Here is a 23,467-nt window from a genome sequence, read left to right as displayed (position 1 = left end):
GTCATGACCACCGCGTCGCCACGCAGCGCGTGGGAGGCGCTCGCGGCCGGGCCGGTGCGGTTCCTCCGCACGAGCTGGCCGTGGCGGGTCGTCGGGTGGGCGCTGAGCGGGTGCCTGGTGGCGGTCGTCTGGACGGTGGCGTTCCTCGGGCTGGTGGTGGTCCCGGTCGCGGCGCTGCTCGCCCTACTGACGGGGGTCGGGCTGGCCGACGTCGAGCGGCGGCGGTTGCGGCTGGTCGACCGGACCGCGGCCTCGTCACCGCACGCCCGCCCGCGCAGGCCGGGCTTCGTCGCGTGGTTCGCCACCCGGTTCCGGGAGGTCGCGACGTGGCGGGAGCTCGGCTACGCGGTGGTGTTCGCTCTCGTGCTGGCCTGGCTGGACGCCGCGATGGGCCTGGTGTTCTGCCTCGGCCTGGCGATCGTCCTCGCGCCGGTGCTGATCGCGCTCACCCCGCAGGTGCAGCCCGACGAGCTGGTCTGGTTCGGCCCGTACCCGCTGCTGGCGCAGCTGGGACTGAGCCTGGCCGGCCTGTTGCTGCTGCCCGTGCTCGCCTACCTGGTCACCGCCTACGTCGCCGCTCGCGTGGCGTTGACCAGGGTGCTGCTGGTCGGGCGCGGGGGCCCGGCGCCGCATGCCGAGGTCGCCGAGCTCACCCGGTCGCGGGTGCGGCTGGTGGAGGCGATGGACGCGCAGCGGCGCCGGATCGAGCGCGACCTGCACGACGGCGCCCAGCAGCGGCTGACCGGGGTGGCGATGACGCTGGGCCTGGCCCGCCTGGAGCTCGACGGGACCACCGGTCCCGCGCGGGAGCTGGTGGACCGGGCGTACGAGCAGTCCCGGCTCGCACTCGCCGAGCTGCGCGAGCTGGTGCACGGCATCCACCCGCAGGCGCTGGTCGACTCCGGCCTGCCTGCGGCGCTGGCCACGCTCGCGGACCGCTCGCCGGTGCCGGTGCAGCTCGACGTCACGCTGCCGGCCCGCCCACCCGCCGAGGTGGAGGCCGCGGCCTGGTTCATCGCCGGGGAGGCACTGGCCAACGTCGCGAAGCACAGCGGTGCAGCTCAGGCGTGGGTGCGCGCCAGGACGTCCGGCGGCGCGGTCGTCCTGGAGATCGGCGACGACGGCCGCGGCGGCGCCGACCCGGCGGGAGGCACCGGGCTCGTCGGGCTGGCCGACCGGGTGTCGGTCCTCGGCGGCCGCATCACGCTCAGCAGCCCGGACGGCGGCCCTACCCTGCTCACCGTGGAGCTGCCGTGCGGACCGTGATCGCCGAGGACTCGGTGCTCCTGCGCGAGGGGCTGGCCCACATCCTGCGGCGCTTCGGGCACGAGGTCACCGCAGTCGGTGACGCGCCGGGGCTGCTCGCCGCCGTGCGGCACGACCCACCGGACGTGGTGATCACCGACGTCCGGATGCCGCCGGGGTTCAGCAACGAGGGGCTCGTGGCGGCGCTGCAGCTACGCCGCGACCGGCCGGGGCTGCCGGTGCTGGTGCTGTCGCAGTACGTCGAGCACGGCTCCGCCGCGGAGCTCCTGGAGACCGGCGAGGGCGTCGGTTACCTGCTCAAGGACCGGGTCAGCGAGGTCGCCCACTTCATCTCCGCTGTCGAGGAGGTACGCGGCGGCGGCACCGTCCTCGATCCCGAGGTCGTCCGCAGGCTGCTCGCCCGCCGCCGCGTCCGGTCCCCGATCGACGCGCTCACCCCGCGGGAGCGCGAGGTCCTCGCCCTGATCGCCGAGGGCCGCTCCAACGCCGCGATCGCCCGCCGCCTCACGGTCACCGACGCGGCCGTGGCCAAGCACGTCAACGCGATCCTCACCAAGCTCGACCTGCCCCCGGCACCCGACGACCACCGCCGCGTGCTCGCCGTGCTCGCCTACCTCCGCGCCTGATCCTCCCTCCGCCCCGGGTCGTCGTCGCCCAGGGACTCGTCCACCGGCACCCGGGCGACCCCGGCCAGGTGGGGGTCCAGCTCACCGATCTCGAACCGGCACATCCCGACGACGTGCCAGAACTGGCTCGCGACCTCGCCCTCGACCTTGTAGCGGCCGTCGGGGGTGAAGGCCGCCCACCCCTCGGGGAGCCCGAGCAGCGTCATCCGGGCCGGCAGCGGGCCGGACGCGGACGACCACAGCCGCACCGTCCCGTCGGCGCTCCCGCTCGCCAGCTGGCCGCCCGCCGGGTGGAACGCCACCGACAGCACGCTGCCGGTGTGTCCGGTCAGCGTGTGCAGCAACGCCCCGGTCTGTGGCTGCCAGACCCGGATGGCGAGATCGTCGCCCGCGGTGGCCAGCAGGGCGCCCCCAGGGCCGAAAGCCACCGTCCACAACCGGCCCCCGTGCTGGTCCAGCACGTGCCGGGCCGTGCCGGTGGCGACGTCCCACACCCGGGCGGTGGCATCCCATGATCCGCTGGCCAGCAGGTCGCTGCCCGCGAAGTCGACCGCGTACACCCGGTCCCCGTGCCCGGCCAGCGTCCGCAGCAGCGTGCCGGACGCCGCGTCCCACAGGCGGACGAGCCCGTCGTCGCACCCGGTGGCGAGCAGGGTGCCGTCATCGTTGTAGGCGATCGAGCGCACCCGGCCGCCGTGCTCGCCGAGGGTGTGGACGAGCCGGCCGAGCGTGCGGTCCCACAACCGCACGGTGTCGTCGTCGTTGGCGGTGGCCAGGATGGCGCCCGACGGGCTGAAGGCGGTGGCCCAGACCGGGCCCGGTTCCACCTTGATGTGCCGCTCGAACCGGCCCTCCGGGAGGTTGAACAGGTTGAGCCTGCTGTCGTTGCTGACGATGGCGAGCCGGGCCGCCGTCGGGCTGAACACCGCCGTCTCCAGCTTGACGAACTGGTCGGCCGGGTCCTTCAGCCGCCGCAGCAGGCGTCCCGTTGCCGGGGCCCACAGCCGCACGGTGCCGTCGTTGCCGCTGGTGGCCAGGGTGGTGCCGGCCGAGTCGTAGTGCACCGACGTCACCTGGCGGTCATGGCCGGAGATCACGTGCCTGCGGTGCCCGGTGGCCGGGTCCCACAGCCGCGTCGTCATCTCGTCGTCGCTGACGGCGAGCTGTGTGCCGTCGGGACGGAACGCGAACGGCCAGATCGACCCGGTGTGGCCGGTGAGCGTGTGGCGGACCTGCCCGGTGGCGGTGTCCCAGAGGAGCATCGTGCCTGCGCTGTCGCCGGTGGCCAGCAGCCCGCCCGCCGGGTCGAACGCGACCCCGTGAACCGACTCGGTGTGACCGGCCAGCACGTGGCGCGGCCGTCCGGTGTCGACGTCCCAGATCCGGACGCCGCCACTGGCGTCACCGCAGGCGAGCAGGCGCTCGGTCGGGTGGAACGCCACGGCGTAGACCCCTCGGCTGTGCCCGGACAGCACGGTGACCGCCCGGCCGGTCGCGGGGTCCCAGGTGCGGACGTCGCCGTCGCGGCCCCCCGTGGCGAGCAGGTCGCCCGCCGGGCTGAACGCGACCCGGAAGACCCGCTCGCCCGCACCGGTGAGCTCGCCGAGCGACGCGCCGCTCGTCGTGTCCCACAGCCGGACGCTGCCGTCGCGGTAGACGGCGGCGACGAGGTGCCCGCGCCAGGCCAGGTCGGCGACGAAACCGCGCCCGCCCGGGAGCTCGTGGCGCAGCTGCCCGGTTGAGACGTCCCACAGTCGCAGCACCCCGGCGGCGTCGCCGGTGGCGAGCATCTCGGCGGTCGGGTCGAGCGCGACCGGCCAGGGCCAGCGGTCGTGCCCGGCGAGGACGTGGCGGCAGGCCCCGGTGGCCGCGTCCCACACCCGCACGGTGGCGTCGGCGGACCCGGTGACGAGCACGTCGCCCCCGTAGGAGACGGCGAAGACCCGGTCGCGGTGCCCCTGCAGGGTGCGCAGGGGCAGCCCGGTGACCGTGTCGCAGACCAGCACCCCGCCGTCCTCGCTGCCGATGGCGAGCATGCCGCCGTCGGGGCTGTAGGCGAGCACCTGCGGCAGCCGGCCGAGCTCGGAGTGGAAGCCGTGGCGGACACCGACGGCGGCGGGGGCCAGCTCGGCGGCGACCGGGTGCCCCGGTGCGACGGCGGCGCCACGCAACGCCTCGGTGTCCCGCACACCCGTGGTGTTGATGAGCGCGGCGCGTCGCCAGACGCTGCCGGTCAGCTGGGCACCGGTGAGGTCGGTGCCGGTCAGCCGGGCCCTGGTGAGGTCGGCGCCGCGCAGGTCGGCCCCGGCCATGCGGGCCTCGTCAAGGCGCGCGCCCACGAGCCGTGCGCCGTTCAGCCGGGCTCCGCGCAGATCGGCGGCCACCAGCCGGGCGCCGGTCAGGTCCGCGCCGGTCAGGTCGACCCCGTCGAGGCTCCGGTAGGACAGGTCCTCCCCGACGAGCGACGCGCCGCGCAGATCCGCGGTGGCGGGGATCCGGAGCCGCGAGCTGATCTTCATCGCGTTGGCTCTCGCGACGTCGCCGGAGCGGGCGTCGGCCAGCACGGTGTCCACCCAGGCCCGGCAGTGGCGCGGGTCGGCGAGCTCGCACAGGAAGTCGACGATCAGCTGTGACAGCTGGCTCCGGTGCAACAGCGCAGGTGCTCGCTCGCCCGCGCGCAGCTCGTCGGCGATCGCGTCGGCCACCAGCCATTCCATGACCGACCGGTGGATGAAGCCGAAGAGCCCGTCGTCGGTGCGCACCAGCAGGCTCCCGGAGGCGACGGCGTGCACCACCTGGGGCCCGGAGAGCTCGCCGTCCGCCAGGTCGGTGAGGGCGTCGACCACTTCGGCGAGGTCGGCGAGCCCCAGGTGCGCGGCGCCGGTCTCCCACAGCCGCAGGGCCAGCGCGGTGGCGGCCCGCCTGCGGTCGGCCACGGTGAGACCGGACCGTGCGGCCGTGCGGTCGGCGGCCCGGTCGGTCTCGAAGCTCAACCAGGAGTCGATGATCTCGCGGTAGAGCCCGGAGGCGCCGATGGCGTTGCCGCTGCGCGCCGCGGCCTGCAGCCGCTCGTCGGGCAGGTCGGCGATGAAGCTGAGCATCCGCGGGTTCTGGCCCAGGTCGGCCAGGCTCTGGACGGCCGTCACCAGGCGCAGCCGGGCGTCGGCCCGGCGCTCGTCGCCGTGGTAGCGGTTCAGCAGATACACGCGGATCTGGGCCGGGGTGAAGTCCTCGACCCCGATGATCCGGCGCTGTGACAGGGCCTCGACCTGCTCACCGAGAGCGGTGACGACCTGGCCGTGGGAGCGGAAGTGCTGGGTCCGGCTCGCGACGACGATCTTGGCGCGGCCCTGCGCCGCCTGCACGAGCGTGCCCAGGTGCTCCGCGGCACGGTCGTAGCTGACGCGCGTGACGAGCTCGTCGAACCCGTCGAACAGGAGCACGATGCGGCCTTCGCGCAGCATGTAGAGGAAGGCGTTGATGTCGATCCGCGTCTCGCCCTCGTTGGTCAGGTGGGCGGCTACGAGCGCGGCCACCGAGTTGGCCGTGTCGAGGGTGCGCAGCTCGATCAGGATCGGGATCACGGCCGGTGAGGTCTCGGCGAGCCGGCGCGCGACCTCGCGCATGACGAACGTCTTGCCGTGCCCGAACTCCCCGAGTACCAGCACGAACCGGCCGTGGTCGGTCGGTGCCAGCAGGTCCACGAGCTCCGTGGCCAGGTCGGCGCGCACCTCGCGGCCGGGTTGGTCGAGGTCCCGGAACCGTTGCGGGACGTAGAGCGACGGCGGGTAGCGCCGGTCGGCACGCAGCCGGGCCGTCTGCCGGGCGAGGAAGTCGGACAGGTCGATCAGGCCCTGGAACTCGGTGAAGCTGCGCAGCCGCACCCCGCGGCGCGCCGCCTCGTCCCGCAGCGTCTGCGGCGGGTTCGGGCCCTCGTACACGAGCTCGGCGCCGGGCTCGGTCGTGTGCGTGCAGAACGCGGTGAGGATGTCTCTCGTGATCTCTCCGACGTGGGCCCCGATCCGCCACTGCGGCGTGAAGCCCTCCTCCCGGCGGGTCACGAGCAGATGCGGCGGGTCGACGTCGACGAGGCGGACCCGGCACCGGTCGTCACGGGCCACGCACACCTCGCCGATGCGTTCCAGCAGCAGGCCCTGCGGGTCGGTCGCCCGGACCGGCTCCTGCTCCGGCACCTCGTCGAGGTCCGCCGCGTAGGACGGGCCGAACGCGGCGCCCGCCGCGCGCCACTCCCGCTCCACCAGCGGCGCCGACCGGCCCGCCGCAGGGTCGTCCACCGGGAAACGGCGGAAGCCGTTGGCGGTCAGCTGGACGAGCTCGGCATGGTCCGCCGAGGCCGTCCCGACCGTGACGAGGCCCGAGCCGAGGGTGTCCGTGCCGGTGCCGCCCAGTGCGGGGCCGTGGATCAGGAGATTGAGCCTGCCCCCGACGAGTCGGTCGAAGGTGTCCGCGTCGCGCAGGAGCAGGGGGTCGGTGCTTCCGGAGCGGCCCGCCGGGCTCGGGTCGTGGTGGACGACCCCGATCCGCAACCAGCCGGCCTGTTCGAACGGCCTCAGCTGCTCGGCGAACCAGGCGGACTGGCGCTGCCCGAGCAGGCCGTAGTCGTCGTCGGTCCGGTGGCTGATCGCCATCGTGGAGTTCAGTGCCGCGACCACGACCCGCAGCGGGGGGACGGGCACGAGGCCCCACGGCTGGGCGTCGTCGAACCCCGGCCCGTCGAGGCCGGGATGGAGCCCGTCGAGCAGCGTCGCGAACTGCCGGAGCTTCGCGAAGTAGGGCTCGACCGGCCTGCGCTCGTTCGCCTCGCAGTCGCTGAAGTAGGCCCGGCATGCCGCGTGCGACACGTCGCGGCGCCCCGGCACCACGATCACCCTGTCCGGATCGAGGTGCAGGAGCGCGCGCAGGCCCTGGAGGAACTCCAGCGCCTGCATGACCTGGCTCGGCCGGGCGGCCTCCGTGACGTCTCCCGTGACGACCACGAGATCCGGGGTCGGCACTCCGGCGTCGACGAGGCGGCTGACGTCGCCGAAGATCTGGTACTGCAGCTCCAGCGCGGTGCGGGCCTCGTCGTCGCGGGTGCTGCCGCGCCCGAACCGGGGGCCGGGAACGTGCAGGACGGACAGGCTCTCCCGCACGGAGTTCGACGGTGCGAGGGTCGGGGGGAACGCCGGAGGGGTTACCGGCACCCGCCGCCGCTGGTCCGGGTCGCGGGGGCCGGTCGGGCCGGGGAAGGGCGGCGGGGCCGGGGCGGCCGACCGCTCGTCCAGCATCCGCTCCAGGTCCCTGACCATCACGTTCGCCGCCGCGCGGTCGTCGCGTTGACCGACCAGGTCCAGGAACGTGATCGGGGCGAGCAGGCCGTCGAGCGGGCAGTCCTCGACCCGGATCATGACGAGCTTCCTGGGGTCGTGGCGCAGCGCCGCCTGCCACTCCGACCCGTGCCGCGAGCCCGAGTAGCTGCGGGACAGGACGGCGATGACCACCGAGGCGTTCCGCACGCCCGAGTCCGTGAACTCCGTGAAGTTCGTGCCCGGCATGAAGTCCCAGGCCTGGAGCCGGACGCGGAACCCGGCCTCGGTCAGCGTCCAGCCGATCCAGGTGGCCCAGCGATCGTCAGCGGGGGAGTAGCTGATGTAGAAGTCGACGGCGTCTGCCGTGTCCATGCAGTCACTCCCCGTGGCCCGACCTGAGCACGTCGAGTATCACGGATGCGCTGCCCGCCGAGAAGGCGCAAGGTCGACTCCGGTCCGACGACAGGCGGAGCGGGTCCGGCAGGATACGCAGGTGACGACTGCGCGAAGGGGAGCGGCGCTGCTGCGGCGGCTCCCGGCGTTGGACTGGATCCGGATCGGCCTGCTGGTCGCCGGCCTGCTCGCCGTCTTCACCGGGCTGCTGCCCGCCACCGAGGCGGAGGACAGCCTGCGCCGGATCGCACCGCTGCTGCTGTTCATCGCCGCGGTGATCGTGCTGGCCACCCTCACCAAGAAGGCGCAGGTCTTCGACACGATCGCGACGCGCCTGGCGATCGTCGGCCGGGGGAGCTACGTCGCGCTGTTCCTGCTCTGCGTGGCGTTCGCGTCGGCGACGACGATCTTCCTGAACCTCGACACCACCGCGGTGCTGCTGACGCCGGTGTTCCTCGCACTGGCCCAGCGGGCGGGTATCGCCGCGCTGCCGCTCGCGATGACCACCATCTGGCTGGCCAACACCGCCAGCATCGTGCTGCCGGTCTCGAACCTCACCAACCTGCTGGCCGCGGGCCGGGTGGCACTGACGGCGCCGGAGTTCGCCGCCCGGATGTGGGCCCCGCAGCTCGCCATCCTGGCCGCGACCATGGTCTTCCTGTGGGTCCTCTACTGGCGCCGTGGTCGACGCGGAGCGGACCGGTACGTGCCGGCCCCTCCGGTCCGGCTCGAGGACTCACGGCAGAGGGCGTTGTTCCGGGTGGCCGCGGCCTCCTGCCTGCTGTTCATCGGCGCGATCCCGTTCGTCGGCGAGCACATCGGCTACGCCGCGGCGGCCGCGGCTCTCGTGCTGGTGATCGCCTTCGCCGTGCTCGACCGCGGTGCGCTGCGGCTCGGCCTGGTCCCGTGGCGCCTGCTGATCTTCGTGACGGGCCTGTTCCTCGTCGTGCCGACTCTCTCGATCCACGGACTCACCGACGTCATGACCGCGGTGATCGGCACGGATCCGGGAACGGAGGGCGCGTTCCGGGCTGCGGCCGCCGGTGCCGGGCTGTCGAACCTCGTCAACAACCTGCCGGCGTACGCGGCGGGGGAGACCGCGGTTCCCCCCGGCAACCACGACCAGCTGCTCGCGTTGCTGATCGGCACGAACGCCGGTCCGATCATCACGCCGTGGGCGTCGCTGGCGACCCTGCTGTGCCTGGAGTCCTGCCGCGTCTACGGGCTGCCGATCAGCGTGCGCCGGTTCGCCCTGCACGGTTTCGGGCTGGCGGTCGTCGCCGTCGGCGTCGGTGTGCTCGCGCTGCTGCTCACCGCCTGAACCGACCCTGGCGCGCGCGCGGCAGCTTCGCGCGGCTGATGATGTCGGCGACGTTGTTGTCGGTCATCGAGACCGGGAGGTCGAGCCGCAACAGGCTGAAGAGCGTCCGCACCTCTTCCGGCGTCGGCTCGTCCGACAGGCGATGCTCCTCGATCCGGGAGAGGTTCAACCTGCGGGACTGCTCGAAGCTCATGGTGAGCTCGCGCAGGTAGGCCCGGTAATGCGACATCCCGCGGTCGAAGAACATCGCGGGCGCGTTGCGGTCCTCCTGGGTCATGAGCGCGAACGTCGGGGAGATGTCCCAGCGGAACGTGGTCATCACCTTCGAGAGCCCGATCTCCGGCTGCAGGAGCACGAAGCGCTGGCGGTACCAGCAGATCGCCAGAATGGTGGCGAAGGCGTTGCGCGAGGTGGTCTCGGGTGCGGGTTCGGGCTGGTCCCGGTCCGAGCCGGTACGCAGCGACGCCCGGTACTCGGCGTAGCGGCGGCACAGCTGTTCGTCGGTCGGGTCGATGATCTCGATCTGCATGCGGACCGGGCGGTTGGCCTCGCGGGCGGCCTCGACACACGCGCGGAGGGTGACGCTGCGCAAGCTGGAGCCGGTACCGCCCTTGAAGATCCACTGGCCCGCGTCGCGGTGGGCTTCGCTGTTCATGCGATCCACCTCGGCCCCGTGCACGAGCCGCACCGCGGCGGACTGGTTGAGGTTGTTGGTGGCGATCTTGCGGTCGCGCAGCAGGGTCGCCGCGAGCAGTGCCAGGGTCAGCAGGATCGCCGCGTTGATCTCCTCGCCGCCGAGGACGTCGAGCACCCCCAGCGCCCCGACGGTGATGGCGATCGTCAGCGCCAGCATCCCGTCGGCGTTGTCCACCAGCCACTGCCCGAACCGGCGCATCCACGCCCTCCCGATGCGGTCGATCCGGATGATCCTTCCGAGGGCGGATCGTACGCAGATCGGGCGATCTCGGTCAGCAGGTTGCGGGGAGGATGTGGCGGTCAGCCGTCCTTGCCGGCCTGCCGCCCGACGACCACCGGGCACGGGGCGTTCCGCATCACGTGGTTCGCCGTGCTCCCCAGCAGCACGTCACGCAGCGCGCTGTGCCCGTGCCGGCCGACCACGACCGCGGCGGCGTCGACCTCACCCGCCAGCCGCACGAGCGTGTCGCCCACGGTCATGACGTCGGCGACGGCCAGCCCGTCGGCCGGCATCCCGAGCGAGGTGGCGATCGCGGCCCCGCGCCGGGCCATCTCGCGGGCGTCGGCGGCCAGCGCCTCGTCCAGCTCCGCGGCCGGCCGCAGGTCGAACTGGGCGGGCGGGAGGTCGAGCGAGGCGCTCGGGATCGAGGCGAAGTCGTAGGCGACGCCCGCCTCCCAGACCACCACGACGAGACCGGGCCGCGGGGCAAGCAGCTCCGCGGCCTCCTGCAGGGCGCGCAACGCGGCGGGAGAGCCGTCGAAGGCGACCACGACCGGACCGGTAGGCATCCGGTCGGGTTCCCGTCCGCGTCGGGGCGAATCGCCCCGACGCCGACCATGACCCGATCGATGCGCTATCGGAACTCGAGGCCGTCGAACGTACCGGTCGTGCGCCACCGGTCGATGTACCGGAAGAAGGCGCTCGGACCGTGCGGGTAGCCGACATTGAACAGCGCCCGCGGCCCCGAGTCCTGGCCCTCGTTGTTGTAGTAGCCCGGCGTGCAGTCCGGCGACCGCCCCATCAGTCCCGGCTCCGTCAGCAGGAGCGCGACCCACGCGTCCTCCGCCTCCTGGCTGACCTCGATCTCGTCGAAGCCGTTGTCCAGGGCGTGCTTGATCGTCATCGCGATCGTCCGGCCCGACTCGGTGAGGTTGTGCGGGATGTTGGAGATCAGGTTCGCGCCCTGGGTCGGCTGGACGATGAACGCGTTCGGGAACCCGCGCACGTGGATGCCGTGCAGTGTGCGCATGCCATCGGCCCAGTACTCGGACAGCCTGACGCCGTCGCGCCCGGTCAGGTCGTAGCCGGCCCGGCGGGTGTACGCGGTGCCCACCTCGAAGCCGGAGGCGTAGATGATGCAGTCGACCGGATACTCGGTGCCGGCGACGACGACCCCGTTCTCGGTGACCCGCTCCACGCCCTTGCCGTCGGTGTCGACCAGGTGCGTGCCGGGCAGGTTGAAGGCCTGCAGGTACTCGTCGTGGAAGCACGGCCGCTTGCACAGCTGGCGGTACCAGGCCTTGAGGTTCTCGGCGGTGGCCCGGTCCGTCACGACCGCGTCGACGCGGGCGCGGATCTCCTCCATCTTCTCGTGGTCGGAGTCCTCGAAGGCGGCCAGCAGCGTCATCGGGGTGCGTTCCGCCTTGGGGATCGTCCTGGCCCTGGCCCGCACGCGCCGGGCGATCTCGGTCCAGCCGTCCATCACCAGGTCCTCGTCGGCCGTGCCGCCGCTCTGGTTGGCCGTGAAGTTCTCCAGCCAGCGCTGCTGCCAGCCCGGGGTGGCGATCCGCTCGAACCACTCGGGGTCGATCGGGTGGTTGCCGCGGGTGTCGACCGACGACGGGGTGCGCTGGAACACGAACAGCTCCCGGCAGGCGCGAGCCAGGTGGGGCACGCACTGGACGGCCGTCGCACCGGTCCCGATGATCGCGACGCGCTTGTCGGCCAGCTCGTCCATCGGCGCACCGGAGGGATCACCTCCGGTGTAGTCGTAGTCCCAGCGGCTGGTGTGGAACGAGTGCCCGGCGAACGAGTCGATGCCGGGGATCCCGGGCAGCTTCGGGACGTGCAGCGGTCCGGTGCCCATCGCGACGAACCGCGCGGTGAAGTGGTCGCCCCGGTCGGTGCGCACGACCCAGCGCGACCGCTGCCCGTCCCACCGCAGATCGGTGACCTCGGTGTGGAACAGCGCGTCCTCGTACAGCCCGAACTGCTTACCGATGCGCCGGCAGTGCTCGAGGATCTCCGGCCCGTGCGCGTACTTCTCGGTCGGCATGTGGCCGGTTTCTTCGAGCAGCGGCATGTACACCATCGACGCCGTGTCGCACTGCGCTCCGGGGTACCGGTTCCAGTACCAGGTGCCGCCGAAGTCGCCGCCCTTCTCGATGATCCGGACGTCCTCGACGCCGGCTTCCTTCAGCCGGGCCCCGGTGACAAGGCCGGCGAAGCCGCCGCCGATGAACACGACCGTGCAGTCGTCGGTCCTCGGCTCACGTTCGGTCCTCGGGGTGTGGGGATCCGCGAGGTAGTGGGCGAACCGCCCGGTGAGGCGCTGGTACTGGTCGTTGCCGTCGGGCCGCAGCCGCTTGTCGCGTTCCTCGAGGTACTTCCGGCGCAGCGCCGCCTTGTCGATGACGGTGCCGTCCGGCCGCATCGGCGGATCGGTGACGCTCACGCGCGCCCTCCGGGTACGTCAGGGAGGGGCCCGGCGTCCCTCGCTCGTGCCAGCTTGGCACTCCTGGCGGGCATGATCACCCCGACCGGTCGTCGTCACACGCAGGTAGGGATTGAGCAGCGGGTGGCGACCGGCCACCGACACGTCGCGCCAGAAGCGCTGCAACGAGGAGGACGTCCGTAAGCCGCTCGCGCCGTGCAGGTCGAGCATCCGGTCGAGCGCCGCGCGGCGGTCGCCCACCACCTCGGTCAGGTTCAGGTGCAGCCTGCTGCCGTCCCGCGCGGTCAGGTCGGTGCCGGCGTCGACCTCCGCGGCGACGGCCAGCATCGTGCGCTCGGCCCGCTGCGCCAGCGTGGTCGCCGCCGCCAGCCATTGGCGTGCACCCGCTGCCGGACGGCGCGCCGGCTCCGCAGAACAACGCGTGCGGGTCGGCGAAGAGCTCACGCCGGGTGGCCTCGTCGTAGTCGACGCCGGTGGCGGCCAGCACCTTGGCGGTGAGGCAGTGCCGGCGATCCATGAGGTGGACGGGCAGGCCCGGGCCATCTCGGTGAGCAGGCGCGCCGCGGCCGTGGCGCTCGCCCAGGAGCCGCCGTACGCCGCGGGTGTCCCGAGCGCGAACGCGCCGGCCTCGCGCGCGGCCTGCAGACTCTCCGCGGTGGGCCGTTCCTGATGTTCGGTTTTTCGGCGTTCGCAGCCAAGACGTCGATCACGGTTCGACCCAAGCATCGGGGCACCGTGGGCCGCCATGCACGTGCGGCCCGGCTGCGCACGTGTCCGGATAGCATGATTCGGGTGGACATGATCACCGCGGCGATCAGCAGCGTCCGGGTCGGGCGGGCCAACGGGCGCCGGATCGCCGAGGGGTCCGCACACGGGGTCCGCTTCCCGCGGACTCCCGTGCTGGGCTTCCACGTCATGCTGGCGGGCGAGGGCTGGCTCGTCACGGAGGACGCGGAGCCGGTCGCCGTGCGGCCGGGCGATGTCGTCTTCACCGCCGCCGGCGCTGCGCACGGGATCTCGCGCACCCCGTGCACGCTCGCCGAGCTGCCCGAGGTCGTGATGGCGGACGTGCCGCCCCCGCCCGTACCGGTCGACTTCGAGTTCCTCTGCGGCACCTATCCGCTCGAGCACGGAAAGGTGCCGGGCTTTCTCCGACACCTGCCGAGCGTCCTCGCGTTCACGCCGGACTACGAACGCCATCCGGAGCTGCGCGTGGTGGTGGAGATGCTGCGTGCGGACTACACCACGCCGGGCCCGGGCACCGACGCCAGCCGGGCCGCCCTGATCGACCTGATGATCGTGCACATCCTGCGCCACCTCCAGGAGCAGACCAGCCCGTCCGACTGGCCGCTGACCACCGAGCCGGGCATCGCCGATGCGCTGCGCGAGATCCACGGGCGCCCGGAGCGGCAGTGGAGCGTGCAACAGCTCAGTGACGTCGCCGGGATGTCCCGCACGGCGTTCACCCGGCGTTTCACCGCCGCGGTCGGCACTCCGCCGATGACCTATCTGATCGGCTGGCGGCTCAGCTCGGCCGCCCGGCTGCTGCGGCAGTCCGACGCGCCGCTCGCCGCGATCGCGAGGAAGGTCGGCTACTCGACGGAGTTCGCGTTCGCGGCCGCGTTCCGCCGCAGGTACAGCGTCGCGCCGGGCCGGTACCGCGCGGCGGACACCGCACCCGCCCATCCCTGACGGCCGCCTCGCCCGTCAGCGCAGCTGCGGGAGCAGCGCGGCGGTCTCGGCCAGGTCGGCGGCCTCGAACGGGGGAACCGGGCCGTCGGGGTCGACCCGGTGGCCCGGGCGGCGCAACCTGATCGTGCTGATGCCCGCGTCGAGGGCGCCGCGGACGTCGCGGGCCGAGGTCGCGACGTGCACATATCCGCGGCCGGCCCGCCGGGCCGCCTCGTGGTAGAGGGCGTGCGAGGGCTTGTAGCTGCGCAGCCTCTCCGAGGTGAGTACGGCGCCGTCGGCCACGAGGGGAGCCACCCGGGTGCGGGCGAAGATGTCGTCGTCGACGTTGGACAGCACGCCGACCCGGGAGCCGCTCGCCAGTACGGGCAGTCCCTCCGCGACGTCGGGCCACAGTGGCCAGTCGGCGACCGAGGCCAGCAGCCGCTCGGTGTCCTCCGCGGGATCACCCGGGAGGCCGAGGTCGCGGTAGGTGGCGGCGAGGGCCTGCTCGGACAGCTCCCGGAACGGGACCCACGTCCGGCACTGCCGCTGCAGCTCCTTGTTGGTGGAGTCCCACGCGGAGTAGACGGCCTCCCCCGTAACGCTCCAGCTCCGCTCGCGTGCCAGCTCGGACAAGGCGGTGCCGCCCCCGGTCCGGGAGTCGATCAGAGCGCTGAAGAGATCGAGCGTCACCAGCGGACGCACCACGCGGTCCGCGTCCTGTCGTCGGTGCTCATCGGCCTGTCCCACGTCTCCGACACGGTAGCCGTCACCCACCGCCTGCCGGGGGTGTGCTCGGCCACCCGGAGGCTGACCGTAGGGTGCGCGGCATGGTCCAGGAGGACGGGCAGCCCCCTTCTGAGGGGTGCCGGGAGCAGCCGGAGCTGCCGCACCGGCACCAGGCGCAGCAGGCCCCGCCGCGAGAGCAGCTGATGGCTGTCGCCGTGCGGGACCGGCCTGATGCGGTCATCCTGGCCGTGCGGGGCGATGTCGACGGCCTGACAGCGCCGCGTCTGCACGATGCGATCTCGGATGCGTTCGAGCGGCTGGACGGGCGGGTGCTTGTGGTGGACCTCAGCGAGGTCGGGTTCCTCGGGTCACCGGGGCTGCACACCCTGACCACGAGTGCCCGGGAGGCTGTCGAGCAGCGTGGTTACAAGCCGCTGCGGATCGTGGTCGACTCGAGCCGCCCCGTGGTCCGCCCGATCGAGCGCAGCGGGCTGGACGGGTTCCTGGAGCTCTACCACGACGTCGCCGACGCCCTGCGCGACCGCTGACGGGGCGTCGTGGGCAGCCTCACGCGTCACCCAGGTCGGCGCCGTCACCCAGGTCAGCGCCCATGATGGTGCCTCCGTGCGACCGAGACGAGTGGGCCCCACGCCCCCATGCGTTCCGCCGTGCCGCTGTCGGCGCGGTGCTCCGGGTGCGCCTCGGCGCGGAGTGGGTGGCGCCGTCGCTGGCGCGCGACCGGCTCACCACGTGGCTGACCGAGCACCGGTGGCCCAGCGACCAGCTCGACGACGTGGTGTTCGCCGTCAGCGAGGCGGTGAGCAACAGCGTCGAGCACGGTTACGGCATCGAGGCGCGCAGCACCGCGCGTCCCGACCACGCCCCCGTCGAGATCGACGCCGAGGTCGTCCCGGCCCCTGACGGCGGACGGCAGATCGTGCTGGCCGTCCGCGACCGCGGCACCTGGCGGCCACCGGTGCCGGGACCGTCCGACCGCGGCCGGGGGCTGCCGCTGATCCGGTCGTGCATGGCCGAGGTGGTCCTCCGGCCGACCGCCGCAGGCACCACACTCGTGATCCGCACGCCGTCGGTACCGCAGGCCGCACCCCTGAGCTGAGCCCGCCGCCGGCCCGCTGTTGATCTCCGGCCGGACCGGTCACCAGTTCTGTCGGACCCCCGGTGCACAATGCAGCCCACTCGAGGCAAGGGGGAGCTACTCACGATGGCCGCACCGAAATCGCTTTCGGAGCAGGACCTGGCGGCCGCGCGCACGGAGCTGTCGGGCGGCAAACCGTTCACGGTGTGGTTCACCTCGGCCGCGGTCGGTGTCCCCGCCGGTGGCTCGGCGAAGGTGATCTCGATCGACGACATGGCCGAGGGCGACTTCATCCAGGTCCGCCCGGCAGGCAAGCGCGACACGATGTTCTGCTCGCCGAGCGAGCTCACGCGCATCCGGCCGGCCCGAAAGCCGGCTCCGCAGCCCGCGGCGCGAGCTCCGGAGCGGACCGCACCGGAGAGCGAGCCGCCCTCCCCGCCGAGCAGGCCGCAGCAGCAGCCCGAGCCGGAGAGCATCCCGGCCGTGGCACAGCGGCAGAGCCCACCGGTGGTGCCCGATCGGCAGAGCACGCCCGCGCCCGCCGCGGAGAGGGCCCCGGATCGTCCCCGTCCCGCGGGGGGCCGGACCGCCGCCCGCCCGGTCGAGGTCACCGTCACCCTGAGCGCCACCGCCGAGGGGGAGTGGACCGTCGAGGTCATGGTCGGCAAGAAGCGCACCGTGCGGCCCACCTCGGTGCAGCCTGCCGACGTCGCCAGGGCGGCCCGGTCGCTGCCGCCGGTGGTGGCCGAGGCGATCGAGGCGTCACTCGAGGCGGCCCGGCAGCGCCAGCTCGACCGCGTGGAGCGGCTGCGCACCGAGCTCGAAGCCGCCCAGCGGGCGTTGCAGGAGCTCAGCAGCTGATCGTCGGCAGTCGCGTCGCGCGGACGGCACCGCACCCGTCCGCGCGGCCCGGCGACCGGCGCTTCCGCCTCCGCTTTTTTCCGCTTTCTTCCTTCCCTGTCACAGAAGCGGTGCCTGCCCGGTCCTACTGCGCAGGGTCCGATTCACGCTGCCCACCAGGCGAGTGATCGGAACTGCCCGGAAGGTCGACACGACACCAGGGGAAGGAAACCCACCGGATATGAGCATGCCAATTCTCGAGCCTGCGGCTCAGGAGATCGCCGACGCGACGTCCGAGCCGCCGTTCCTGTACGAGCTCGGCGCGGACGGCGCCCGGAAGGTTCTCGACGACATCCAGGCGGCGCCGGTCGACAAGCTCGACGTCGACGACACCTGGATCACGGTGCCGGCCGAGGTCGGCGACGTGCGGGTCCGCATCGTCAAGCCGGTCGGCGCGCCGGACGACCTGCCGACTGTCCTGTACGTCCACGGCGGCGGGTGGATCCTCGGCAATGCCGGCACCCACGACCGGCTCGTCCGTGAGCTCGCCGTCGGCGCGGACGCCGCGGTCGTGTTCGTGGAGTACGACCGGTCCCCGGAGGCTCAGTACCCGGTGGCGATCGAGCAGGCCTATGCCACCGCCCGGTGGATCACCGAGCACGGCCGGACCGAGGGGCTCGACGCGTCCCGGCTCGTCGTCGCGGGTGACTCGGTCGGCGGCAACATGACCGCGGTCCTCGCGATCCTCGCCAAGCAGCGCGGCGACGTGACCTTCCGGCACCAGTCGCTGTACTACCCGGTGACCGACGCCGCCCAGGACACCGGGAGCTACCGGCAGTTCGCCGACGGGCCGTACCTCACCGCGAAGGCGATGGCCTGGTTCTGGGACGCCTACCTGCCCGACCACGGCAGGCGCGGCGAGATCACCGCGTCACCACTGCGGGCGGACCTGGACGAGCTCGCCGGGTTGCCGCCCGCGTTCGTGATCGTCGACGAGAACGACGTGCTGCGCGACGAGGGCGAGGCCTACGCGCGCCGCCTGACGCAAGCGGGTGTGCCGACCACGAGCGTGCGCTACAACGCGATCATCCACGACTTCATGCTGCTCAACCCCGTCCGTGGGACCCACGCGGCCACCGCCGCCGTCGAGCAGGCGACAGCCGTCCTGCGGAAGGCTCTCGCCACTGGGTGATCGTCGTGCGCCCGCTGGGCGGTGCCGCCGCACGGCGGCACCGTCCGCGCGTCGCTACGGCGAGAAATGGTGATCACCCGAATCTGCCCGGGCGTGGTCCACTGTTTCGAGTTGATTTCCAGGGCTCCGCCGAATGGTGGCCCGGGCCGGGCTGTACGGCCCAATTACCGGCAATTCGAGCAGTATGCGCATCTAGTATCGAAGACGGCAGGAACAGGAGGCTGCGGAGGGCGAATCGCGATCATGAATTCGGGTTCTCGCGAGACGCCGTCGACACTCGACCAGGCCGCCTCCGTCTTCGTCGGGCTGCGCCCCCGGCTCTTCGGCGTCGCCTACCGCATGCTCGGCTGTTCGCTGGAAGCCGAGGACATCGTGCAGGAGGTCTGGTTGCGGTGGCAGACCACCGATCGCACGGCCGTGATGGATCCGCCGGGGTTCCTCATCACCGCGACCACCCGGATGGCGATCAACGTCCTCCGATCCGCGCGGCGCCGACGGGAGACCTACCTCGGCCCCGGGGTTCCCGAGCCGGTGGACACCGGCGCGGATCCTCAGATCGGCGCCGAACGGGGCGAGGCGCTGGAGCTGGGGGTCCTGTTGCTGCTGGCGAAGCTCACACCCACGGAACGGGCGGCCTACGTTCTCCGGGAAGCCTTCGACTACGGGTACCCGGGGATCGCGACCATCCTGGAGCTCAGCGAGGTCAACGCCCGCCAGCTCGTCAGCCGCGCCCGCAGACACCTCGCCTTCAGGCGGTGTGACCCCGTGGGCCGCTGCGAGCACCGGCATCTCCTGGAGGCGTTCCGCACCGCCGCGCAGACGGGCAACCTCCTCGTCCTCGAAGAGCTGCTCGCCTCCGGTCGAGCTCGCGGGGATCTCTGTCGCCCCGTGAGCCGGCGGGCGCCCCGAGCGCGGGGCGCCCGCCGTCGGACATGTCGGTGCCGGCGCGCCGGCCTACCGGTCGAGGAACTCCTGCAGCACGCCCAGCACATCCGCGTGCCGCGTCACCGCCATGTGCGTGCAGTCCGGCAGCACCACCAGGCGGGCGTCCGGCAGCAGGGCCTGGATGGCGTCGGCGTGTTCTCGGCGAACGAAGTCGGTGTCACCGATGACGAGCAGGGTGGGCGCGGTGATCGCCCGTAGCTGCTCGTCCGACCAGCCCCGGAAGTCGCTGACCAGCGGTTGGGCCTTCTCCAGGAAGGCCTCGAAGTGGCCCGGGTCGGGCGCGACGGCGGCGTACGCCTGCTGCATCTCGGCGAAGTCGGCCGCGGTGGGCAGGCGTGGGGAGTCCTGTCGCGGGTCGAGGATCTCCGGGTGGTAGCCGTCGGGGCGGAAGTGGGTGGCCGCCAGCACCAGCCGGTCGACCCGCTCCGGATGCCGCACCACCAGCTCGGTGGCGACCAGGCCGCCGAGGCTGAAGCCGCAGAGGTCGGCCCGTTCGAGGCCGAGGTGGTCCATCAGCGCGACCACGTCGTCGGCCAGGAGGTCCAGCTGCAGCGGCCGGTCGATGTCCCCGGTGTGCCCGTGCCCCTGCAGCTCGACGGCGATGGCCTGGTGCTGCTCGGCCAGAGCGGGCAACACCCGCCCGAACGAGAGGTCGATGGTGAGCATCCCGCCGTGCAGCAGGATCAGTGGCCGCCCGCTGCCGTGGATCTCGTAGTACATCCGCAGGCCGTTGACGGTGACGTAGGCACCTTCGGTGCCGGTCGTGGTGGCCATGGTCCGCCTTTCGCTGTGGTTGTGGGTGCGAAGGGCAGACCAGCCGACGCCCGGGAACTGATCGGTCGCGCTGGGTCGATCCGGAGCCGGCCGCCTGCCGGCGGCTCTCCGGGCCTCGGAAAATAAATGACGATGTCGTGACGGCGACTGCTGGATCAGTTCTGGAAACTGGACAGTCCGTATCCTGGATTCAGAGAACACGCTCCGTACCGGACCGCGTGTGTAAGCGATCTGAAAGCAGCGAGAAGAGAGTCCGTGGACGACGAAATCAACCCCATACCGCCACCTGGTGACCAATCGGACGCTGCATCGCCCGCCGGTCGGATGCCGCTGAACCGCCGCAGCGTTCTGCTCGGCCTGGCCGCCGTCGGCGGAGTCAGCGCGGTGAACGTCGGCGCCTTCCTCGGGGCCGGTGGCTGGTTCACGCCCGACACCCTGACGCCGTCCCGGTTCGTGGATCGTTTCGAGCAGGTGTTCGGCAAGCACGACGGGTTCCGCCGCAACCACGCCAAGGGGGTGAGCGCCGCCGGGGTCTTCACCAGCAACGGCGCGGGCACCGCACTGTCCCGGGCGGCCCTCTTCCAGCGCGGTACGACACCGGTCACCGCACGGTTCTCCATCTCCGGCGGGATGCCGACCGTCGCCGACGCCAACTCCACCGTCCGCGGTCTCGCCGTGCTGTTCCACCTGCCGGACGGCGCGCAGTGGCGCACCGCGATGGTGAACGTGCCGGTGTTCACCGACCGGGTGCCGCAGGGCTTCTACGAACGGCTGCTGGCCACCCAGCCGGTGCCGGGCACGGGCAAGCCCGACCCGGCGAAGGTCGCGGCGTTCCTGGCGAAGTACCCCGAGACCGCCCGCGCCATGGCGGTGATCAGCAAGACCCCGCCGTCGAGCGGGCTGTACAACAGCCCGTTCCACGGGCTGAACGCCTTCCGCTTCACCAACTCGGCAGGCGACACCGTGCCCGTGCGCTGGACGATGATGCCCGAAGAACCGTCCCAGCCGATGGGCGCGGGCGTGGCGCCGGGCAAGGACTACCTCTTCGACGCGCTCGTCGCCAAGGTGATGCAGGGCCCCGTGCGCTGGCGGTTCCTGATCACGGTCGGAGAGCCGGGCGACCCGACGAACGACGCCACGACGGCCTGGCCCGCCAACCGGCGCCAGGTCGAGGTGGGCACGCTCACCATCGACTCACTGCAGACCGAGGCCCCCGGCAACGCGCGGGACGTCAACTTCGACCCGACCGTGCTGCCCGATGGCATCGCCCTGTCGGACGACCCGCTGCTCGCCGCGCGGTCCGCCGTGTACGCGCAGTCCTACCAGCGCAGGACGCGCGAGCCCCATCGGCCCAGCGAGGTCCAGGTCGGACAGCAGCCGAGCGGGCCCCGGATCACCAAGGTGGATCATGAGCAGTGAACCGACGCCGACCACGACCCCGTCGGCGACGCCCGCTCCGGTCCGGTTCACCCGGGTCGCGCGGTTGTTGCACTGGACGATGGCGGTCATGGTGGTCGCGATCCTGTTCATCGGCGTGTTCATGGTGACCTCGGTCGGCGACTTCCGTTTCCTCGTCACTATTCACGAGCCGCTGGGCATCGCCATCCTCCTCTTCGTACTGGTACGGATCGGCTGGCGGCTGACCCACACCCCGCCACCCCTCCCACCGGGGATGGTGCGGCTGGACCGGCTCGCCGCGAAGTACTCGGAACGGCTGCTCTACGCGCTCCTGCTCGTCCAGCCGCTCATCGGCTGGGCCATGGTGTCCGCGTCCGGCGAGCCGATCGTCCTCTTCGGGTCGCTGTACCTGCCGCACATCGCGCCGCAGAACATCACCCTGTTCGCCGATCTCCTGCGCGCCCACATCGCCGCGGCCTACCTGCTCTACCTGACGTTCGCGGCGCACCTGGCCGGCGTGCTGGTGCACACCATCGTGATCAGGGACCGGGTGCTGGACCGGATGGCGTTCTGGCGCGCCCCGGGATACGGCAGCGAGGCACCACCGCGCTAGGCCGGCCTGGTCCTACGTCGGGATTGACCAGGTCAGGACGGTGCCGGTGGGCTTGCGGGGGCCGGCGTCGAAGGTGCCGCCGTGTCGTTGGGCGCGGCGGTGGAGGTTGGCCAGCCCGCTGGTGTGGGTGGTGGGTGTGATGCCGATGCCGTCGTCGCGGATGGTGAGGAGGAGCCGGTCGGGGCGGGCGGTGAGGTCGACCTCGGCGGTGTGGGCGTGGGCGTGGCGGGCCACGTTGGTGAGCGCTTCGCGCAGGACGGCGACGAGGTCCTCTCCGATGTCGGTGGGGAGGGTGTCCACCGCGCCGGTGAACCGGACGGCCGGTTCGAATCCCAGGGCTTTGGCGGCGTCGGTGGCGACGTGGAGCAGGCGGGCGCGCAGGCCGGCGGGGTCGGCTCGGGGCAGGTCGTGGAGTTGGAAGATGGTGGTGCGGATCTGGGTGATGGTGGCGTCGAGGTCGGCCACGGTGGTGAGTACGCGGTCGGTGGTGGGGCCGGGTCCGAGGGTCATGGCGACGCTTTGGAGGGACAGCCCGGCGGCGAAGAGTCGCTGGATGACGTGGTCGTGCAGGTCGGCGGCGATGCGGTCGCGCTCGTCGAGCATGGCGGCGCGTTGTTGTTCGGCGCGGGCCTGGGCGAGTTCGATGGCGATGGCGCCGTGGTTGGCGAAGCTGCCGGCCATGTCGAGGTCGGGGGCGCTGAACGCGGTGCGTCCGCGCAGGCGTGCGGCGCTGAGGACGCCCTGGACCCGGCGGGACCCGACGAGGGGCAGGACCAGGACGGGGCCGACGTCCAGGTCCTCCGGTGCCACCGATCCCAGTCGCGTCTCGTTGTCGGGGTGGGCCAGGCGCAGCGGTCGACCGGTGCGCAGCACGGTGCCTTCCAGGGAACCTGACAGCGGTACGCGTCTGCCGATCAGGCGCTCCGCCCCGGTGCCGACGGCGACCTCGACGCACAGCTCGTCCCCGGTGTCGCCGGTGGGCAGGGCGACGGTGACGAGGTCGGCGCCGGCGATCTCGCGGCTGTGCTCGGCGATCAGCTGCAGTGGGTGGGTGGCCCGCTCGGTGGTGGGTGAGGCCAGCAGTTCACTGGTGATCGCGGCCGAGGCCTGGAGCCATTCACCGTGGGTGCGGGCGGACTCGTAGAGGCGTGCGTTGTCGATGGCCACCGCGGCGGTGGCGGCGATGGCGCTGGTGAGCTCTTCGTCCTCTGCGCTGAAGGTGCCCTTGGTGCTCTCGGCGAGGTAGAGGTTGCCGAAGATCTCGTCGCGGATCCGGATGGGGACACCGAGGAAGCTGTTCATCGGCGGGTGGCCCGGGGGGAAGCCGGAGGAGCGGAGGTCGTCGGCGATGCGGTCCAGTCGGATGGGGTGGGGGTCCTCGATGAGCACACCGAGCAGTCCCTTGCCCTCGGGGAGGTGCCCGATCTGCTCCACGGCGTCGGGGGGCATTCCGGTGTGGACGAACTCGGAGAGCCCGCCGTCGGGGGAGATGACCCCGAGCGCGGCGTAGCGGGCGCCGACGAGGTCGCGGGCGGCGTCGACGATCCGTCGGAGCACGACGGGGAGCGTGAGGTCCGTGATGATCAGCTGGTTGGCGGTCAGCAGCCCGCGGAGACGGCCCTGGGTGGCCATGACCTCCTGGGCGCGGTCGACCAGCTGGCCCAGTAGCTGGTCGAGCTCCAGGCGGGGCAGGTCGGGGAAGGTCAGATGGCTCCCACCGAGATCGGCACCGCCCGCACCCTGCCCGGAGCCCTCGGAGGCGTCGTCGGGTGCGGCGTGGTCAGCAGACACGGATTCTCCCAGCTCGAACGCGCCCTTCGTACCATCGGCCGCCAGAGCGGGCAATGCAGCCGGCGGGCGGCGAGACTCGCATCACCCGGGTCGCAGGTCCCGTTGACCAGGGCCGTCGGCCGGTGCCGGGCC

At 72.5% G+C, this 23,467-nt stretch carries 18 protein-coding genes and 2 pseudogenes; 11 read left to right on the top strand and 9 right to left on the bottom strand.

What is annotated here, in order from left to right; genetic code table 11:
• Window positions 1-3: 3 nt before the first annotated feature.
• Both ACQPZA_RS22625 and ACQPZA_RS22620 read left to right on the top strand, forming a co-directional pair.
• Complete coding sequence (locus ACQPZA_RS22625) at window positions 4-1,266, top strand: sensor histidine kinase (protein ID WP_433273494.1); 1,263 nt, start codon at window positions 4-6, stop codon at window positions 1,264-1,266.
• Entirely contained in the window at window positions 1,254-1,892 is a 639-nt protein-coding gene (locus ACQPZA_RS22620; protein ID WP_169398917.1) for a response regulator transcription factor, read from the top strand. The genes ACQPZA_RS22625 and ACQPZA_RS22620 overlap by 13 nt, the downstream gene beginning before the upstream one ends.
• Here ACQPZA_RS22620 and ACQPZA_RS22615 read toward each other — a convergent pair.
• On the bottom strand, window positions 1,877-7,573 hold the full coding sequence (locus ACQPZA_RS22615; protein ID WP_433273491.1) for a TIR domain-containing protein: 5,697 nt from the start codon (window positions 7,571-7,573) through the stop codon (window positions 1,877-1,879). The genes ACQPZA_RS22620 and ACQPZA_RS22615 overlap by 16 nt on opposite strands.
• A gap of 121 nt (window positions 7,574-7,694) precedes the next feature.
• Here ACQPZA_RS22615 and ACQPZA_RS22610 point away from each other — a divergent pair, with 121 nt between their 5' ends.
• Complete coding sequence (locus ACQPZA_RS22610) at window positions 7,695-8,915, top strand: SLC13 family permease (RefSeq protein WP_433273489.1); 1,221 nt, start codon at window positions 7,695-7,697, stop codon at window positions 8,913-8,915.
• Here ACQPZA_RS22610 and ACQPZA_RS22605 read toward each other — a convergent pair.
• The 5 genes and pseudogenes from ACQPZA_RS22605 to ACQPZA_RS22585 all read right to left on the bottom strand — a co-directional run.
• Window positions 8,905-9,810 carry a hypothetical protein gene (locus ACQPZA_RS22605; RefSeq protein ID WP_433273487.1) on the bottom strand — a complete coding sequence of 302 codons (906 nt, stop codon included), beginning with the start codon at window positions 9,808-9,810 and terminating at the stop codon, window positions 8,905-8,907. The two genes, ACQPZA_RS22610 and ACQPZA_RS22605, sit on opposite strands and share 11 nt — an antisense overlap.
• A gap of 101 nt (window positions 9,811-9,911) precedes the next feature.
• Entirely contained in the window at window positions 9,912-10,400 is a 489-nt protein-coding gene (locus ACQPZA_RS22600) for a universal stress protein (RefSeq protein WP_433273485.1), read from the bottom strand.
• 65 nt (window positions 10,401-10,465) lie between these two features.
• The gene (locus ACQPZA_RS22595; protein ID WP_433273483.1) at window positions 10,466-12,286 is read right to left on the bottom strand and encodes a flavin-containing monooxygenase; all 1,821 of its coding nucleotides are present in this window, start codon (window positions 12,284-12,286) and stop codon (window positions 10,466-10,468) included.
• Between the two features lie 18 nt (window positions 12,287-12,304).
• Entirely contained in the window at window positions 12,305-12,730 is a 426-nt protein-coding gene (locus ACQPZA_RS22590; RefSeq protein WP_433282941.1) for a hypothetical protein, read from the bottom strand.
• A gap of 114 nt (window positions 12,731-12,844) precedes the next feature.
• Window positions 12,845-13,012, bottom strand: a pseudogene (locus ACQPZA_RS22585) (hypothetical protein); the annotation flags it as partial.
• A 72-nt stretch (window positions 13,013-13,084) separates the two neighbouring features.
• Here ACQPZA_RS22585 and ACQPZA_RS22580 point away from each other — a divergent pair.
• The gene (locus ACQPZA_RS22580) at window positions 13,085-13,978 is read left to right on the top strand and encodes a cupin domain-containing protein (RefSeq protein WP_433282940.1); all 894 of its coding nucleotides are present in this window, start codon (window positions 13,085-13,087) and stop codon (window positions 13,976-13,978) included.
• A gap of 15 nt (window positions 13,979-13,993) precedes the next feature.
• On the opposite strand, the gene ACQPZA_RS22575 is transcribed toward ACQPZA_RS22580, so the two are convergent.
• Window positions 13,994-14,707 (bottom strand): haloacid dehalogenase, encoded by a 714-nt coding sequence (locus ACQPZA_RS22575; RefSeq protein WP_433273481.1) that lies wholly within the window; start codon window positions 14,705-14,707, stop codon window positions 13,994-13,996.
• 80 nt (window positions 14,708-14,787) lie between these two features.
• On the opposite strand from ACQPZA_RS22575, the gene ACQPZA_RS22570 reads away from it, so the two are divergent.
• The 5 genes from ACQPZA_RS22570 to ACQPZA_RS22550 all read left to right on the top strand — a co-directional run bounded on the left by ACQPZA_RS22570 (window position 14,788) and on the right by ACQPZA_RS22550 (window position 18,957).
• Window positions 14,788-15,234: an STAS domain-containing protein gene (locus ACQPZA_RS22570; protein ID WP_169395664.1), complete on the top strand. Its 447-nt coding sequence runs from the start codon at window positions 14,788-14,790 to the stop codon at window positions 15,232-15,234.
• Between the two features lie 62 nt (window positions 15,235-15,296).
• On the top strand, window positions 15,297-15,803 hold the full coding sequence (locus tag ACQPZA_RS22565; protein ID WP_433273479.1) for an ATP-binding protein: 507 nt from the start codon (window positions 15,297-15,299) through the stop codon (window positions 15,801-15,803).
• A 105-nt stretch (window positions 15,804-15,908) separates the two neighbouring features.
• Window positions 15,909-16,643 carry a DUF6319 family protein gene (locus ACQPZA_RS22560; protein WP_433273477.1) on the top strand — a complete coding sequence of 245 codons (735 nt, stop codon included), beginning with the start codon at window positions 15,909-15,911 and terminating at the stop codon, window positions 16,641-16,643.
• Window positions 16,644-16,869: 226 nt separating this feature from the next.
• Window positions 16,870-17,814, top strand: coding sequence for an alpha/beta hydrolase (locus ACQPZA_RS22555; RefSeq protein ID WP_433273475.1), 945 nt, complete (start codon window positions 16,870-16,872; stop codon window positions 17,812-17,814).
• Window positions 17,815-17,880: 66 nt separating this feature from the next.
• Complete coding sequence (locus tag ACQPZA_RS22550; protein WP_433273473.1) at window positions 17,881-18,957, top strand: sigma-70 family RNA polymerase sigma factor; 1,077 nt, start codon at window positions 17,881-17,883, stop codon at window positions 18,955-18,957.
• Here ACQPZA_RS22550 and ACQPZA_RS22545 read toward each other — a convergent pair.
• A pseudogene (locus ACQPZA_RS22545) lies at window positions 18,868-19,479 on the bottom strand (alpha/beta fold hydrolase); the annotation flags it as partial. The gene ACQPZA_RS22550 and the pseudogene ACQPZA_RS22545 overlap by 90 nt on opposite strands.
• A gap of 378 nt (window positions 19,480-19,857) precedes the next feature.
• On the opposite strand from ACQPZA_RS22545, the gene ACQPZA_RS22540 reads away from it, so the two are divergent.
• On the top strand, window positions 19,858-20,952 hold the full coding sequence (locus tag ACQPZA_RS22540) for a catalase family peroxidase (RefSeq protein ID WP_433273471.1): 1,095 nt from the start codon (window positions 19,858-19,860) through the stop codon (window positions 20,950-20,952).
• Window positions 20,942-21,544 carry a cytochrome b gene (locus ACQPZA_RS22535; RefSeq protein WP_433273469.1) on the top strand — a complete coding sequence of 201 codons (603 nt, stop codon included), beginning with the start codon at window positions 20,942-20,944 and terminating at the stop codon, window positions 21,542-21,544. Before ACQPZA_RS22540 ends, ACQPZA_RS22535 begins: the two co-directional genes overlap by 11 nt.
• Before the next feature lie 12 nt (window positions 21,545-21,556).
• Here ACQPZA_RS22535 and ACQPZA_RS22530 read toward each other — a convergent pair whose 3' ends face one another.
• Entirely contained in the window at window positions 21,557-23,335 is a 1,779-nt protein-coding gene (locus ACQPZA_RS22530; RefSeq protein WP_433273467.1) for a GAF domain-containing protein, read from the bottom strand.
• Between the last annotated feature and the right edge of the window lie 132 nt (window positions 23,336-23,467).

It is taken from the genome of Pseudonocardia xinjiangensis (assembly GCF_050948425.1).
Classification (GTDB): Bacteria; Actinomycetota; Actinomycetes; order Mycobacteriales; family Pseudonocardiaceae; genus Pseudonocardia; species Pseudonocardia xinjiangensis.
This window is presented reverse-complemented; position numbering and strand designations above follow the sequence as displayed.

Bases quoted from the DNA above. Each gene is read 5' to 3' on its own strand.
- ACQPZA_RS22625 (WP_433273494.1), top strand. From the start codon at position 4: ATGACCACCGCGTCGCCACGCAGCGCGTGGGAGGCGCTCGCGGCCGGG.
- ACQPZA_RS22615 (WP_433273491.1), bottom strand. From the start codon at position 7,573: ATGGACACGGCAGACGCCGTCGACTTCTACATCAGCTACTCCCCCGCT.
- ACQPZA_RS22605 (WP_433273487.1), bottom strand. From the start codon at position 9,810: ATGCGCCGGTTCGGGCAGTGGCTGGTGGACAACGCCGACGGGATGCTG.
- ACQPZA_RS22600 (WP_433273485.1), bottom strand. From the start codon at position 10,400: ATGCCTACCGGTCCGGTCGTGGTCGCCTTCGACGGCTCTCCCGCCGCG.
- ACQPZA_RS22580 (WP_433282940.1), top strand. From the start codon at position 13,085: ATGATCACCGCGGCGATCAGCAGCGTCCGGGTCGGGCGGGCCAACGGG.
- ACQPZA_RS22570 (WP_169395664.1), top strand. From the start codon at position 14,788: ATGGTCCAGGAGGACGGGCAGCCCCCTTCTGAGGGGTGCCGGGAGCAG.
- ACQPZA_RS22565 (WP_433273479.1), top strand. From the start codon at position 15,297: ATGATGGTGCCTCCGTGCGACCGAGACGAGTGGGCCCCACGCCCCCAT.
- ACQPZA_RS22560 (WP_433273477.1), top strand. From the start codon at position 15,909: ATGGCCGCACCGAAATCGCTTTCGGAGCAGGACCTGGCGGCCGCGCGC.
- ACQPZA_RS22555 (WP_433273475.1), top strand. From the start codon at position 16,870: ATGCCAATTCTCGAGCCTGCGGCTCAGGAGATCGCCGACGCGACGTCC.
- ACQPZA_RS22550 (WP_433273473.1), top strand. From the start codon at position 17,881: ATGGTGATCACCCGAATCTGCCCGGGCGTGGTCCACTGTTTCGAGTTG.
- ACQPZA_RS22540 (WP_433273471.1), top strand. From the start codon at position 19,858: ATGCCGCTGAACCGCCGCAGCGTTCTGCTCGGCCTGGCCGCCGTCGGC.
- ACQPZA_RS22535 (WP_433273469.1), top strand. From the start codon at position 20,942: ATGAGCAGTGAACCGACGCCGACCACGACCCCGTCGGCGACGCCCGCT.